11 protein-coding genes are annotated in these 15,749 nt (G+C 62.8%); 10 read left to right on the top strand and 1 reads right to left on the bottom strand.

The features are described from left to right. Positions 1-26 precede the first annotated feature (26 nt). The 8 genes from ytfQ to FHT69_RS07465 all read left to right on the top strand — a co-directional run bounded on the left by ytfQ (position 27) and on the right by FHT69_RS07465 (position 9,713). Entirely contained in the window at positions 27-989 is a 963-nt protein-coding gene (ytfQ, locus tag FHT69_RS07500) for a galactofuranose ABC transporter, galactofuranose-binding protein YtfQ (protein WP_063475569.1), read from the top strand. A 118-nt stretch (positions 990-1,107) separates the two neighbouring features. Continuing rightward, positions 1,108-2,631 (top strand): galactofuranose ABC transporter, ATP-binding protein YtfR, encoded by a 1,524-nt coding sequence (gene ytfR / locus FHT69_RS07495; protein WP_183905138.1) that lies wholly within the window; start codon positions 1,108-1,110, stop codon positions 2,629-2,631. Next, positions 2,628-3,641 (top strand): ABC transporter permease, encoded by a 1,014-nt coding sequence (locus FHT69_RS07490; RefSeq protein WP_183905137.1) that lies wholly within the window; start codon positions 2,628-2,630, stop codon positions 3,639-3,641. Before ytfR ends, FHT69_RS07490 begins: the two co-directional genes overlap by 4 nt. After that, positions 3,638-4,606 carry a galactofuranose ABC transporter, permease protein YjfF gene (yjfF, locus tag FHT69_RS07485; RefSeq protein ID WP_047615110.1) on the top strand — a complete coding sequence of 323 codons (969 nt, stop codon included), beginning with the start codon at positions 3,638-3,640 and terminating at the stop codon, positions 4,604-4,606. Before FHT69_RS07490 ends, yjfF begins: the two co-directional genes overlap by 4 nt. A gap of 16 nt (positions 4,607-4,622) precedes the next feature. Then, positions 4,623-5,408, top strand: coding sequence for a FadR/GntR family transcriptional regulator (locus tag FHT69_RS07480; protein ID WP_047615420.1), 786 nt, complete (start codon positions 4,623-4,625; stop codon positions 5,406-5,408). Positions 5,409-5,572: 164 nt separating this feature from the next. Continuing rightward, complete coding sequence (glmU, locus tag FHT69_RS07475) at positions 5,573-6,934, top strand: bifunctional UDP-N-acetylglucosamine diphosphorylase/glucosamine-1-phosphate N-acetyltransferase GlmU (protein ID WP_047615423.1); 1,362 nt, start codon at positions 5,573-5,575, stop codon at positions 6,932-6,934. A 109-nt stretch (positions 6,935-7,043) separates the two neighbouring features. Further along, positions 7,044-8,870 carry a glutamine--fructose-6-phosphate transaminase (isomerizing) gene (glmS, locus tag FHT69_RS07470; protein ID WP_047615111.1) on the top strand — a complete coding sequence of 609 codons (1,827 nt, stop codon included), beginning with the start codon at positions 7,044-7,046 and terminating at the stop codon, positions 8,868-8,870. Positions 8,871-9,005: 135 nt separating this feature from the next. After that, positions 9,006-9,713, top strand: a complete 708-nt coding sequence (locus FHT69_RS07465; RefSeq protein ID WP_047615113.1) for a DUF502 domain-containing protein — start codon at positions 9,006-9,008, stop codon at positions 9,711-9,713. A gap of 31 nt (positions 9,714-9,744) precedes the next feature. Here the strand turns inward: FHT69_RS07465 and recG are convergent, their stop codons facing one another. After that, the gene (recG, locus tag FHT69_RS07460) at positions 9,745-11,847 is read right to left on the bottom strand and encodes an ATP-dependent DNA helicase RecG (protein ID WP_168333787.1); all 2,103 of its coding nucleotides are present in this window, start codon (positions 11,845-11,847) and stop codon (positions 9,745-9,747) included. A gap of 92 nt (positions 11,848-11,939) precedes the next feature. On the opposite strand from recG, the gene FHT69_RS07455 reads away from it, so the two are divergent. Both FHT69_RS07455 and mfd read left to right on the top strand, forming a co-directional pair. Then, positions 11,940-12,245: a succinate dehydrogenase assembly factor 2 gene (locus tag FHT69_RS07455; RefSeq protein ID WP_168333786.1), complete on the top strand. Its 306-nt coding sequence runs from the start codon at positions 11,940-11,942 to the stop codon at positions 12,243-12,245. Further along, complete coding sequence (gene mfd / locus FHT69_RS07450; RefSeq protein ID WP_168333785.1) at positions 12,242-15,745, top strand: transcription-repair coupling factor; 3,504 nt, start codon at positions 12,242-12,244, stop codon at positions 15,743-15,745. Before FHT69_RS07455 ends, mfd begins: the two co-directional genes overlap by 4 nt. The last annotated feature ends 4 nt before the right edge of the window (positions 15,746-15,749 follow it).

Raw genomic sequence — 15,749 nt, 5'->3', positions numbered from 1 at the left:
GCGAGATGCGGCATTGGGAGGAAATCATGAAATTGAAGACTGCACTTTTGAGTGCCACGATTCTGGCTGCCTGCATGTTCGGTTCGGCTTCGGCCGCCGGCCTCACTGTCGGCTTCTCGCAGATCGGCTCGGAATCAGGCTGGCGTGCGGCTGAAACGACCGTGACCAAGGAGCAGGCCAAGAAGCGCGGCATCGATCTGAAATTTGCCGATGCGCAGCAGAAGCAGGAAAACCAGATCAAGGCTCTGCGTTCGTTCATTGCTCAGGGCGTCGATGCCATTCTCATTGCTCCGGTCGTCGAAACCGGCTGGGACGACGTTCTCAAGGAAGCCAAGGAAGCCAAGATTCCGGTCATCCTTCTCGACCGTACCATCAAGGCTCCCGACGATCTGTACCTGACGGCGGTTACGTCGGATCTGGTTCATGAAGGCAAGGTTGCAGGCGACTTCCTGGTCAAGACCGTCGGCGACAAGAAGTGCAACGTCGTCGAGCTGCAGGGCACCACCGGTTCGTCGCCGGCCATCGCCCGCAAGAAGGGCTTCGAAGAGGCTCTTGCCGGCCACGACAACCTGAAGATCGTTCGTAGCCAGACCGGTGACTTCACCCGCACCAAGGGCAAGGAAGTCATGGAAAGCTTCCTGAAGGCCGAGAATGGCGGCAAGGATATCTGCGCTCTCTACGCCCATAACGACGATATGGCGGTCGGCGCCATCCAGGCGATCAAGGAAGCCGGCCTGAAGCCCGGCAAGGATATCCTCGTCGTCTCCATCGACGCCGTGCCCGACATTTTCAAGGCCATGTCGGAAGGTGAGGCCAATGCCACGGTCGAGCTGACGCCGAATATGGCAGGTCCGGCCTTCGATGCGCTCGATGCCTACCTGAAGGACAAGAAGGCTCCGGCGAAATGGATCCAGACCGAGTCCAAGCTCTACACGCCTGCCGACGACCCGATGAAGGTCTATGAAGAGAAGAAGGGTCAGGGCTACTGATTGAACCTGGAACCGCACCGGCCCATCATGGACCGGTGCGGAACTGCCGGTGCCGGCCGGGCATCATGCCCGGCTTTGGCACAGGCGTAAGGCGCAATATCAGGAAACAGCAGCCCTCATGGTTCACAATTTCGAGAATATTCTCGCAGCCTCCGGCATATCGAAATTCTTCCCCGGCGCCGTCGCCCTGGATAAGGTGGATTTCACGCTGCGCCGTGGCGAGGTTCATGCATTGCTCGGCGAAAACGGCGCCGGCAAATCGACGCTGATCAAGTGCATCACCGGCGCCTACCATCGTGACGAAGGCAGCCTGATGCTGGACGGCCAGGAAATCAATCCGGCCAATACGCTCGCCGCCCAGAAGCTCGGCATCGGCACGGTCTACCAGGAGGTCAATCTCCTTTCCAATCTGAGCGTCGCCGAAAATCTCTTTCTCGGACGCCAGCCGAGGCGTTTCGGCATGACCGACGTCGGGGCGATGAACCGCAAGGCGCGCGATCTGCTTGCCGGCTATGGCATCGATATCGACGTCACCGCCGAACTCAGCCGTTTCTCCGTCGCCGTCCAGCAAGTGGTTGCCATCGCCCGTGCCGTTGATCTCTCAGGCAAGGTGCTGATCCTCGATGAGCCGACGGCAAGCCTCGACAATCAGGAGGTGGCGCTGCTCTTCCGCATCATCGAGGACCTGAAGCAGCGTGGGCTGGGCATCGTCTTCATCACCCATTTTCTCGAGCAGGTCTATGCGATCAGCGACCGCATCACCGTGCTGCGCAACGGCAAGCTCGTCGGCACCCGCGACGCCGCCGATCTGCCGCGCCAGGGCCTGATCGCCATGATGCTCGGCCGCGAACTGGCGCATGTCGAGGAGGCGGTGAAGGAACGCAGCCACGCGGCAGGCGAAGTCCGATACCGTTTTTCAGGCTACGGCAAACGCGGCAAAGTCAAACCCTTCGACCTTGAGGTGCGGGCCGGAGAGGTGGTCGGCATTGCCGGGCTGCTCGGCTCCGGCCGGACCGAAACCGCCGAACTCCTGTTCGGCATCGAACACGCCGACAGCGGCAGCGCCACGATCGACGGCCAGCCTGTGACGCTTTCGAGCCCGCGCGCCGCAATCGAAAAGGACTTTGGCTTCTGCCCCGAGGATCGCAAGACCGATGGCATCATCGGCGACCTGTCGATCAGGGAAAACATCGCGCTTGCGCTGCAGGCCCGCCGCGGCTGGACCCGGCCGCTCTCGCGCGCCGAACAGAACGCGCTCGCCGACCGCTACATCAAGGCGCTCGATATCCGCACCACCGATCGCGAAAAGCCGATCCGCCTGCTTTCCGGCGGCAATCAGCAGAAGGCGATCCTCGCCCGCTGGCTGGCGACCAATCCGAAGTTTCTGATCCTCGACGAGCCGACCCGCGGCATCGATGTCGGCGCCCATGCCGAGATCATCAAGCTGATCGAAGAGCTCTGTGCCGGCGGCATGTCGCTGATCGTGATTTCCTCGGAACTTGAAGAGCTTGTCGCCTATAGTTCACGTGTCATCGTCCTTCGCGACCGGCAGCATATCGCCGAATTGACAGGCGAACGCATCACGGCCGCCGGCATCGTCGAAGCCATCGCCGCCGCCGAACATAAGATGGAGGAGGCATGAGGTCCTCGCTGAAGGCGCTGGCCTATCGCCTGGCGCCGCAATTGATTGCGCTTGTTGTCATTCTTTTGTTGAATTTCATCACGTCGCCGCAGTTTTTTAATGTTGTGGTTCAAAATGCCCGGCTGTATGGCAGCCTGATCGATGTGCTCAACCGCGGCGCGCCGGTGGCGCTGCTGGCGATCGGCATGACGCTGGTCATTGCCACCAAGGGCATCGACCTTTCCGTCGGTGCGGTCATCGCGATCTGCGGCGCTGTCGCCGCATCGTCGATTGTGTCTGGAAATTCAGTTGCTTATACCGTTATCCTAACGCTTTCTATTGGGCTTGCCTGCGGCGTCTGGAACGGTTTTCTGGTGGCTGTCCTCAACATCCAGCCGATCATCGCGACGCTGGTGCTGATGGTGGCCGGCCGCGGCATCGCCCAGCTCATCACCGAAGGCGCCATCCTGACCTTCAACGATGACGGGCTGACCTTCTTCGGCAGCGGTTCGCTGCTGCTTCTGCCGATGCCTGTCGTCACCTGGATTCTCGTCGGCCTGCTCGTCATTTTGCTTGTCCGCCGCACGGCGCTCGGCATGCTGATCGAGGCCGTCGGAATCAATCGCCGCGCCAGCACGCTCTCCGGCATTCAGACGCCGGTACTGCTGATGGCTGTCTATATGCTGAGCGGCCTCTGCGCCTCGATTGCAGGCGTCATCGTCGCCGCCGACATCAAGGGCGCCGATGCCAATAATGCCGGCCTCTGGCTGGAACTCGACGCCATCCTCGCCGTCGTCGTCGGCGGCAATTCTCTGCTCGGCGGCCGTTTCAGCATTCTCGGATCGCTGATCGGCGCGATGATCATCCAGGCGGTGAATACAGGCATCCTGTCTTCCGGCTTCCCGCCCGAATTCAACCTGATCATCAAGGCCGTCATCATTATCGTCATCCTCGTCATCCAGTCGCCGGCGGTGCAATCGCTCGCTATCTTTGCCAGCCGCCGGCAGGGCGGAAGGGAGCAGTCGAAATGAACTCCAAATACCTGCCGCTGCTTGCGACCATCGTCATCTTCGTGCTCGCCTATGCCGGCTGCACGCTGCAATATCCGAACATGCTGTCGACGCGCGTCATCGGCAATCTCCTGACCGACAATGCCTTTCTCGGCATCGCCGCCGTCGGCATGACCTTTGTCATCATCTCCGGCGGCATCGATCTGTCGATCGGTTCGGTCATCGCCTTTACCGGCGTCTTCCTTGCGGTGATCCTGCAGAACACCTCGATCCATCCGCTGCTCGCCTTCGCCCTCGTGCTCGTCATCACCACTGCCTTTGGCGGTATCATGGGCGCGATCATCCACTATCTCGACATGCCGGCCTTCATCGTTACGCTCGCCGGCATGTTCCTGGCGCGTGGCATGGCCTTCGTGCTCTCGATCGACAGCATCCCGATCGATAACGAATATTATTCGACGCTGACGAGCCTCTATTACCGTCTGCCCGGCGGCGGCCGGTTGACGCTGATCGGCGGCATCATGCTTCTGGTCTTTGCCGTCGGCATCTTCATCGCTCAGCGCACCCGCTTCGGCACCAATGTCTATGCCCTCGGCGGCGGTCCGCAGACGGCGCGGCTGATGGGCGTGCCGGTCGGCCGTACGACGATCCAGATCTATGCGCTGTCGGGTTTTCTTGCGGGTCTATCCGGAATCGTTTTTTCGCTATACACCTCTGCTGGATATTCCCTTGCAGCAGTCGGCGTCGAGCTCGATGCGATCGCGGCAGTCGTCATTGGAGGGACGCTGCTGACCGGGGGAGCGGGATTCGTGGCGGGAACCTTGATCGGTATCCTGATCCAGGGGCTCATTCAGACCTACATCACCTTCGACGGCACGCTGTCGAGCTGGTGGACCAAGATCCTGATCGGCCTCCTGCTGTTTGCATTCATTCTGATGCAGAAGGCTATCCTGTTCCTTTCCAGTCTGAACAAGAGGTATGCCTGAGGGGGAGACGGATCGCTTGCGCAACAAATTGGACGAGACACGGAAGACCGGACGCAGAACCCGGACTAGCCATGCGCAGGTGGTCGACGAGCTCGGCAAGGCGATCGTTGCCGGCACCTATCCTGTCGGCTCGATCCTGCCGGGCGATACGGAACTGGCGCAACGCTTCAAAGTGTCTCGCACCGTGTTGCGCGAGACGATGAAGACGCTCGCCGCCAAGGGCATGGTCGTCGCCAAGGCGCGGGTCGGCACACGTGTGACCGAGAAGAACCTCTGGAACATGTTCGACAGCGAGATCATCGCCTGGCACTTCGACAACGGCGTGACGGAAGAATTCCTGCTGCAGCTTTATGATATCCGCCTCGCTGTCGAACCCTTCGCCGCCAGTCTCGTCGCCGAACGGGCGAATGCCGAGGATATCGAGACGCTGCGGGGGCTGGCGCTCGATATGGCGGCAAGCGGCCATACGGCCGACAGCCTGGCGCTCGCCGACCTTCGTTTCCACCTGGCGATCGCCGAAGCCTCGCACAATCCCTTCATGCGCACCTTGGGCAGCCTCATCGAAGCGGCCCTCGTCGGCATGTTCCGGATGAGCACACCGCCAACCGAAAACGGCTTCGCCAATATCGCCGACACCCATATGCGCATCGTCGATGCGATCGTTTCCGGCGATAGCGCTGCCGCGCGCCGCGCAATGGAGGACGTCATCCTGGACGGCCGCCATCATGTGCACGAGGCCTTCGCGGCTCGCGGTTCGGAGGCTGTGACAGGGCCGATTTCGGCGGCAATTTCACCTTTGTGAAGGTTCTGCCTATCGACAGCGCCAGGCGTTTCTTCAGACGCGCAAGGCACGCTGCGGCACTCTGAACTGCTGTGCAATTTTATCCTCAAATCGATTCCGATTTCAGGAATTATGCAGTAAGAGGCAACAAAGCCGCCTCATGGCGCGGATTCGCGGAGCACATCATGGAACGCACTTGTCTTGCCGTCATCCTTGCCGCCGGTGACAGCACGCGGATGAAATCCTCGAAATCGAAGGTGCTGCATCCCGTCGCCGGACGGCCGATGATCGCCCATGTGGTCGATGCGGTCGCCTCCGCCGGTATCTCATCCGTGGCGCTTGTCGTCGGCCGCGATGCCGAGGAGGTGGCAAAGGCTGGAAGCGTTGCCGGCGTCGGCATCCAATCCTATCTGCAGAAGGAACGCCTCGGCACCGGCCACGCGGTGCTGGCGGCGCGCGAAGCGATCGCCAAGGGTTATGACGATATCCTCGTCACCTATGGCGACGTGCCGCTCCAGACCGACGGGCCGCTGAAGGCCGCCCGCCAGGGGCTGGCCGACGGAAGCGACGTCGTCGTCATCGGCTTCCACACCGACCGCCCGAGCGGCTACGGCCGCCTGCTCGTCAAGGATGGCGAACTCATCGCCATCCGCGAGGAAAAGGATGCGACCGATGCCGAGCGCACCGTCACCTGGTGCAACAGCGGGCTGATGGCGATCAACGGCCGCAAGGCGCTCGACCTTCTCTCGCGCATCGGCAATGCCAATGCCAAGGGCGAATTCTACCTGACCGATCTCGTCGAGATCGCCAGATCGCTCGGCGGACGCGTCACCGCGGTCGATGCCCCCGAGATCGAGATGACCGGCTGCAACACCCGTGCGGAACTCGCCGTTATCGAGCGCTTCTGGCAGGAGCGCCGCCGCCACGAGATGATGCTTTCAGGCGTCACCATGATCGCCCCGGAAACCGTCTTTCTCGCCTACGATACCGTCATCGGCCAGGATGCGCTGATCGAGCCGAATGTTGTCTTCGGTCCCGGCGCGGTGATCGACAGCGGCGCCGTCATTCATGCCTTCTCGCATATCGAAGGCGCCCATGTGAGCCAGGGCGCGACGGTCGGCCCCTTCGCCCGGCTGCGGCCGGGTGCCGACCTCGCCAGCGGCGCCAAGGTCGGCAACTTCTGCGAGGTCAAGAACGGCCGGCTCGGTGAGGGCGCCAAGGTCAATCATCTCACCTATATCGGCGATGCCGTCATCGGCGCTGGCAGCAATATCGGCGCCGGCACGATCACCTGCAACTATGACGGCGTCAACAAGAGCGAGACGGTGATCGGCGACAACGCTTTCATCGGGTCCAACTCGTCGCTGGTCGCGCCGGTGACGATCGGCGACGGCGCCTATGTCGGCTCCGGCAGCGTCATCACCGTCGATGTGCCGGCCGATGCGCTGGCGCTAGGCCGCGCCCGGCAGGAGATCAAACCCGGCCGCGCCACGCTGTTGCGCGAACGGGCGCTCGCCATCAAGGCGGCAAAGAAGGCGAAGGGCTGACCGGCCTTGCGTAACCGGCGGAAATTCAAAGTGACCGCCGAGGTGATTGAGAAATAAGCAGGAATCGTTAGGACTGGCCTCGTCATCGAAGCCTTTATGGGGATACTATATGTGCGGCATTGTGGGGATCGTCGGAAATCAGCCTGTTGCCGGGCGCCTGGTCGATGCGCTGAAGCGTCTCGAATATCGCGGCTATGATTCCGCCGGCGTCGCCACCATTCATGACGGCGTGATGGATCGCCGCCGCGCCGAGGGCAAGCTGTTTAATCTGGAAAAGCGCCTCGACACCGAACCACTGCCCGGCACCGTCGGAATCGCCCATACACGCTGGGCGACCCACGGCGTTCCCAATGAGACCAATGCCCATCCGCATTTCGTCGAGGGAGTGGCCGTTGTCCATAACGGCATCATCGAGAATTTTTCCGAGCTTCGCGACGAGTTGACGGAAGAGGGTTCGGTCTTCGAAACCCAGACCGACACGGAGGTTGTCGCTCATCTGATGGCGAAATATCTGCGCGAAGGCCTGGAGCCGCGCGCCGCCATGCTGAAGATGCTGAACCGGGTGACCGGCGCCTATGCGCTGGCCGTCATGCTGAAGGCCGATCCCGGCACGATCATGGCCGCCCGTTCCGGCCCGCCGCTTGCCGTCGGCTACGGCCGTGGCGAGATGTTCCTCGGCTCGGATGCGATCGCGCTGTCGCCCTTCACCAACGAGATCAGCTATCTCGTCGACGGCGATTGCGCCGTCCTCACCCGCGACGGCGTGTCGGTGCTCGATTTCGCCGGCAAGCCGGTCAAGCGCGCCCGCCAGATCTCGCAGGCGACCGCCTATGTCGTCGACAAGGGCAACCATCGCCATTTCATGGAAAAGGAAATCTACGAGCAGCCGGAGGTGATTTCCCACGCGCTCAGCCACTATGTCGATTTCGCCGCAAACACGATCGGCGCCAATGCCGCGGCGATCGACTTCAAGGCGACGACCGGCTTGGCGATCTCGGCTTGCGGCACTGCCTATCTCGCCGGTCTCGTCGGCAAATACTGGTTCGAGCGTTATGCCCGCCTGCCTGTTGAAATCGACGTCGCCTCCGAATTCCGCTACCGCGAAATGCCGCTGTCGCCGTCGCAGGCGGCACTCTTCATCTCGCAATCAGGCGAGACCGCCGACACACTGGCATCGCTGCGCTATTGCCGGGACAACGGGCTGAAGATCGGCGCCGTCGTCAATGTCCGCGAATCGACGATCGCGCGCGAATCCGACGCCGTCTTCCCGATCATGGCCGGCCCCGAAATCGGTGTCGCCTCCACCAAGGCCTTCACTTGCCAGCTTGCCGTGCTGGCGTCGCTGGCGATCGGCGCCGGCAAGGCGCGCGGCACGGTGACTGCGGAGGAGGAGAGGGCGCTGGTGCGCCATCTCGCCGAAATGCCGCGCATCATGAGCCGGGTGTTGAACCTGATCCAGCCGCAGATGGAAAGCCTGTCGCGCGAGCTGTCGAAGTGCAAGGACGTACTCTATCTCGGCCGCGGGACCAGCTTCCCGCTCGCCATGGAAGGCGCGCTGAAGCTCAAGGAAATCTCCTATATCCATGCCGAAGGTTATGCCGCCGGTGAGTTGAAGCATGGACCGATCGCGTTGATCGATGAGAACATGCCTGTCATCGTCATCGCCCCCTATGACCGTTTCTTCGAAAAGACCGTCTCGAACATGCAGGAGGTCGCAGCCCGCGGCGGCCGCATCATCTTCATCACGGACGAGGCCGGTGCTAGCGCCTCGAAACTGCCGACCATGGCAACGATCACCCTGCCTGTGGTCGATGAAATCATCGCGCCGATGATCTTCTCGTTGCCGATCCAGCTGCTCGCCTATCACACCGCCGTCTTCATGGGCACCGATGTCGACCAGCCGCGCAACCTGGCGAAATCCGTGACCGTAGAATAAGCCTGCAACGCCGGGATTGTCGCGCCGAAACATATTGTGCGACGTCCCGAATTCTGGCAATTTTGGTGTGCGGACAAGGGGGAAGGGCCGGCGTTCCGGCCTGTCCACGACTGAGATGGAGCTCATCAGGAAACGATGACCGACAACACCCCCAGAATGCCGGTCGCGACCCGGTTGCGGAATAATTTCCTTGCAGGGCTGATCATCTGCGCCCCGATCGCGATCACCATCTGGCTGACCTGGACCTTCATCCACTGGTCGGACAGCTGGGTCAGGCCCTATATTCCGGCGCGCTGGAATCCGGAAAGTTATCTCAATTTCGCCATTCCCGGTTTCGGCCTGCTGATCGCTGTCGTGCTGATCACCGTCGTCGGCTTTCTCGGCAAGAACCTGATTGGCCAGAGTATCGTCCGCTTCGGCGAATCGATCGTCCAGCGCATGCCGCTGGTGCGCACAATCTACAGAAGCGTGAAGCAGATTTTCGAAACCGTGCTGAAGGAGCAGGCGAACTCTTTCAAGAAGGTCGGCCTCATCGAATATCCGGGTCCAGGCCTCTGGGCGCTGATCTTCATCGCCACCGACGCCAAGGGCGAAATCGCTTCGAAGTTCGATGCCATGGGCCAGGATATGGTCGCCGTCTTCCTGCCGCCGACGCCGGTGCCGACGGCCGGCTTCCTCATCTTCGTGCCGCGCGAGAAGATCGTCATGCTCGATATGTCGCCGGAAGACGCCGCGAAGTTCCTGATTTCGGGCGGGCTTGTGGCGCCCGAACACAAGCCGGCCGATCCGAAGCAGAAGCATTTGCCGCGGCCGAAGCCGGTGGCGGTTTCCAAGGCGGATTGATGCCTGTCGCCCAACGCTGCGGCGTCGCGTTTCAACCCGCTCTCAAAAACCGGATCGCCTCGTCACGGCGGAAAAGATAGAGCAGGGTGCGGATCGCCTGTCCTCTTTCACCGGTCAGCTCCGGATCGCGCTCGATCAGATAGGCGGCATCCTTGCGGGCGATCTCCAGCAGGTCGGCATGCGCCTCGAGGCTGGCGATGCGGAAACCCGGCGTGCCGGATTGTCTTGTGCCGAGCAACTCGCCTTCGCCGCGCAGCTTCAGGTCTTCCTCGGCGATGCGGAAACCGTCTTCCGTCTCGCGCATGATCGAGAGCCTGGCATGGCCGGTTTCGCCGAGCGGCCCCTTATAGAGCAGGATGCAGGTCGAGGCCTCGTCGCCGCGCCCGACGCGGCCGCGCAGCTGATGCAATTGCGCCAGGCCGAAGCGTTCGGCATGTTCGATCACCATGATCGTCGCATCCGGCACGTCGACGCCGACCTCGACGACGGTCGTGGCGACGAGCAGCCGCGTCTCGCCGTTTTTGAACGCCAACATCGCTGCGTCCTTCTCCGGTCCGCTCATCCGGCCATGGATGAGGCCGATATCGGGGCCGAGTGCGGAGGTGAGCGTCGCATGCCGTTCTTCGGCTGACATCAGGTCGAGCTCTTCGGACTCCTCGACCAGCGGGCAGATCCAATAGGCTTTCTTGCCCTCGGCGATCGCGCTTTGCAGCCGCCCGACGATTTCGCCTGTTCGTTCCATCGGCACGGTGATCGTCTGGATCGGCTTGCGGCCGGCCGGTTTCTCTGTGAGCTTGGAGACGTCCATATCGCCGAAGGCGGCGAGCACCAGCGTGCGCGGGATCGGTGTCGCCGTCATGACAAGCATATGCGGCGAGATGCCCTTGGCCGTCAGCCGCAGGCGCTGATGCACGCCGAAACGATGCTGTTCGTCGACGACGGCCAGCATCAGATTGGCGTAGGTGACGCTGTCCTGGAACAGCGCATGCGTGCCGATGATGATCTGTGCCGCACCCGAGGCGATGCGCTCCTGGATCTCCTCCCGTTCGCGTCCCTTGGTGCGCCCGGTCAGCACCTCGATGCCAAGCCCGGCGGCGGCAAATTTCGAGATCGTCGCATGATGCTGCCGCGCCAGGATTTCGGTCGGCGCCATCAGCACGGCCTGGCCGCCGCTCTCGATCACCGCCGCCATCGCCATCAGCGCCACCAGCGTCTTGCCGGAGCCGACATCGCCCTGCAGCAGCCGCAGCATGCGCTCGTTGCCGGCCATGTCCTTCAAAACCTCGGCAATCGCCTCGTTCTGGCTTGTCGTGAGCGAGAAGGGCAAGGTTTTCAGGATCTCGTCGCTGACGGCACCTGTCGCATGCACCGGCTGGCCCGCCACCTTGCGCAGTCTCTGCCGCACCAGGCTCAGCGACAGCTGGCCGGCGAGGAACTCGTCATAGGCAAGCCGCCGCCGGGCAGGGGCCTGCGGGTCGATATCGGTGGGATCGCGCGGCTCGTGCAGCATGTGGAAGCTGTCGCGGATCGACGGCAGGCCCTGCTTCTGTGTCAGCGAGAGATCGATCCATTCCGGCAGCTCGGGAAAGCGCGGCAGGCCGGCGTCGATGATCTTGCGCAGCGTCTTCGGTGAAAGTCCCGCCGTCAGCGGATAGATCGGCTCGACCAGCGGCAGGCTCTCCGCTTCCTCGGCCCTGACGATATAATCGGGATGCACCATCGAGGCGCGGCCGTTGAACCAGTCGATCTTGCCGCTGACCGTCACCTCGGCATCGATCGGCAGCTGCTTTTCCAGCCATGCCGCCTGTCCGCGGAAGAAGACCAGCGTCAGCTCGCCGGTTTCGTCATGCAGGAAGACGCGATAGGGGATATTGCTTTTGCCGCGCGGCGGTACCTGGTGCCGGTCGACGCGCGCCGTGATCGTCACGATCGCCCCCTGCGGCGCGCGCGCGATTCCCGGCTGGTTGCGCCGGTCGATCAGCGAAAAGGGTGCGTGGAAGAGGAGGTCGATGACCCGGCAATCCTCCAGCGTCTCGCGCCCGAGCAGCTTCACCAGCAGGTCGGCGATCTTCGGACCGACGCCCGGAAGGCCCGAAATGGGGGAAAACAGAGGATCGAGAATGGCGGGGCGCATGCGGCCAAAATGCGATGAACAATGCGGCCTTGGCAAGGCTGACAAGCCGCTTTCCAGGGTCTATAGAGGCGCATCAACAGGAAGGTAATGCCATGACAGGTGTCACGCTCACGAGTGCCGGTCTCGACCCGCGCCGCCGCAGGATCCTTTTCCGCTGCTGGCATCGCGGCATCCGCGAGATGGATCTGGTCTTCGGCCAGTTCGCCGAAGCCGAGGTCGCGACGCTGTCGGAAGCCGAACTCGATGAGTTCGAGACGATCATGGCGGAAGAGGACAATGATCTCGTCCGCTGGATCATGGGAACATGGCCGGTGCCTGAGCGTTTCCGGACACCGATGTTTGCCCGCATCGCCGCCTATAAGCCCGATTTCGACAAGCCCCTCAGGACGCCGGAATGATCCCTGGTTTCGATGCGAAGAAGCTTGCGGCCATTGCCGAGCCGCTGACGATCGGCAATGTGCCGGCAGGTCTGGAGACGCTGCTGCTCGCCGAGCTCGCCCGAACGGGAGAGCCGGTCGCCTATGTCATGTCGGACGGCCACCGCATGGCCGATCTCGAACAGATGCTGGGCTTCGTCGCCCCGGACATTCCGGTTCTCACCCTGCCGGCCTGGGACTGTCTGCCCTATGACCGCGTCTCGCCGAGCGCCGACACCTCCGCCCGCCGGCTAGCCGCACTTGGCGGCCTGATTGCCCATCGCAAGAAGCCGCATGCCGCAATCGTGCTCGTCACCGCCAATGCCATGCTGCAGAAGGTGGCGCCGCAGGATGTCATCGAGAGCCTGAGCTTTTCGGCCCGTCCCGGCAACCAGCTGCGCATGGACGATCTCGCCGGCCGCCTGGAGCGCAACGGCTTCGAGCGCGTCGCGACTGTTCGCGAGGTCGGCGAATATGCCGTGCGCGGCGGCATTCTCGACGTCTTCGTGCCGGGTTCGGAAGAACCGGTCCGCCTGGATTTCTTCGGCGACACGCTGGAATCGATCCGCAGCTTCGATCCTGCCAACCAGCGCACGATCGGGCAGGTACGCTCCCTCGATCTCAATCCGATGAGCGAGGTGACGCTGACTCCGGATACGATCAGTCGCTTCCGCAAGAATTACCTTTCGGCTTTCGGCGCCACCACCCGCGACGACGCGCTCTATCTTGCCGTCTCCGAAGGCCGCCGTTACCCCGGCATGGAGCATTGGCTGCCGCTCTTCTACGAGAAGCTCGATACCGTCTTCGATTATCTCAGCGGCTTCCGTATCGTCATCGACCACACGGTGCGCGAGGCGGCGGAGGAGCGCTCCAAGCTCGTTTTCGACTATTACGATGCCCGCCTGAATTCCGGCCAGCCGGCCAAGGGCCAGGTGAACCAGGGTACGCCCTACAAGCCGGTGACGCCGGGCCAGCTCTATCTCGACAGCAAGCTTTTCGTCAAAACCCTCGACGCGCTCGGCGCGATCCGCATCAGCCCCTTCAACGAGCATGAGGGCGAGGCGAGGCGGGTCGTCAATGTCGATGCCCGCCAGGGCCAGCGTTGGGCCCGTTCGAACGCCGAGGGCGGCGGCGATGCCGAACGCATCAACATTTTCGACGTCGTCGTCAAGCATATTGCCGATCGGCGCGCCGCCGGTGCCAAAGTGGTGGTCACCGCCTGGACCGAAGGTTCGCTGGAACGCCTGCTGCAGGTGCTGAACGAACATGGCTTGGAAAAGGTCAAGCCGGTCGAGGCGCTGAAGGATGTCGGCGCGCTGGCGAGAGGCGAGGCGGCCGCGGCCGTGCTCAGTCTCGAAGCCGGCTTCGAGGCCGGCGACCTCGTCGTCATCGGCGAGCAGGATATATTGGGCGACCGCATGGTGCGCCGCTCCAAACGCCGCAAACGCGCCGCCGATTTCATCTCCGAGGTCGCGGGCCTCGATGAGGGCTCGATCGTCGTCCATGCCGAACACGGCATCGGCCGCTTCGTCGGGCTGCGGACCATCGAGGCGGCCGGTGCGCCGCATGCCTGCCTCGAGCTGCAATATGCCGACGAGGCCAAGCTTTTCCTGCCGGTCGAAAACATCGATCTACTCTCGCGCTATGGCGGCGAGGGCACCGACGCCCAGCTTGACAAGCTCGGCGGCGGCGCCTGGCAGATGCGCAAGGCCAAGCTGAAGAAGCGCCTGCTCGACATGGCCGATGCGTTGATCCGCATCGCCGCCGAGCGCCTGACGCGCCACGCGCCGATGCTGACGACGCCGGAAGGTCTCTACGACGAATTCGCCGCGCGCTTCCCCTATGACGAGACCGAGGACCAGGACAACGCCATCGACGCCGTGCGCTCCGATCTCGGTGCCGGCCGGCCGATGGACCGCCTCGTCTGCGGCGACGTCGGCTTCGGCAAGACCGAAGTGGCGCTGCGCGCCGCCTTCGTCGCAGCGATGAACGGCGTCCAGGTCGCCGTCGTCGTACCGACGACATTGCTCGCCCGCCAGCATTTCAAGACCTTTTCCGAGCGTTTTCGCGGCCTGCCGGTGCGTGTCCAGCAGGCTTCACGCCTCGTCGGCGCCAAGGAGCTGGCGCTGACCAAGAAGGAAGTCGCGGACGGCAAGACCGATATCGTCGTCGGCACCCATGCGCTGCTTGGCGCCGGCATCAAATTCGCCAATCTCGGCCTGCTCGTCATCGACGAGGAGCAGCATTTCGGCGTCAAGCACAAGGAGCGGCTGAAGGAGCTGAAGAGCGATGTGCACGTGCTGACGCTGTCTGCAACGCCGATCCCGCGCACGCTGCAGCTTGCCATGACCGGCGTGCGCGAATTGTCGCTGATCACCACGCCCCCGGTCGACCGCATGGCGGTGCGCACCTTCATCTCGCCCTTCGACAGCCTTGTCATCCGCGAGACGCTGATGCGCGAGCATTATCGCGGCGGCCAGAGCTTCTATGTCTGCCCCAGGCTTGCCGACCTCGAGGATATCAGTGCCTTCCTGCAGTCGGATGTGCCGGAGCTGAAGGTGGCGATCGCCCACGGCCAGATGCCGGCCGGCGAACTCGAAGATATCATGAACGCCTTCTATGAAGGCCGCTACGACGTGCTGTTGTCGACTACCATCGTCGAATCCGGCCTCGACGTGCCGACAGCCAACACGCTGATCGTTCACCGCGCCGATATGTTCGGCCTGGCCCAGCTCTATCAGCTGCGCGGCCGCGTCGGCCGCTCGAAGGTGCGCGCCTTTGCGCTCTTCACCCTGCCGGTCAATAAGGTGCTGACGGCAACCGCCGAGCGCCGACTCAAGGTGTTGCAGTCGCTGGATACGCTCGGCGCCGGCTTCCAGCTGGCAAGCCACGACCTCGATATCCGCGGTGCCGGCAACCTGCTCGGCGAGGAGCAGTCCGGTCATATCAAGGAGGTCGGTTTCGAACTCTACCAGCAGATGCTGGAAGAGGCGGTCGCCGAGGTCAAGGGCGTCGACGAGATCCACGACACCGGCTGGTCGCCGCAGATCTCCGTCGGCACGACGGTGATGATCCCGGAAAATTACGTACCGGACCTGCATCTGCGCATGGCGCTCTACCGGCGTCTCGGCGAAGTCACCGAGCTCAAGGAGATCGACGGCTTCGGCGCTGAGATGATCGATCGCTTCGGCCCGATGCCGATCGAAGTCCAGCATCTGCTGAAGATCGTCTACATCAAGTCGCTCTGCCGCACCGCCAATGTCGAAAAGCTCGATGCCGGCCCGAAGGGCGTCGTCGTGCAGTTCCGCAACAAGGAATTCCCCAATCCGGCAAACCTCGTCGGTTATATCGGCAAGCAGGGCACGATGGCGAAGATCCGCCCCGACCACAGCCTGTTCCTGACCCGCGACCTGCCGACCCCGGAAAAACGCCTGCAAGGCGCCGCGGTGATCATGACGCAATTGGCCGAGATGGCGAAGTAAAAAG

Source organism: Rhizobium sp. BK008 (genome assembly GCF_014197345.1).
GTDB classification, from domain to species: domain Bacteria; phylum Pseudomonadota; class Alphaproteobacteria; order Rhizobiales; family Rhizobiaceae; genus Rhizobium; species Rhizobium anhuiense.
The sequence above is the reverse complement of the archived record's forward strand: the minus strand, read 5'-3'. Positions and strand labels throughout refer to the sequence as shown.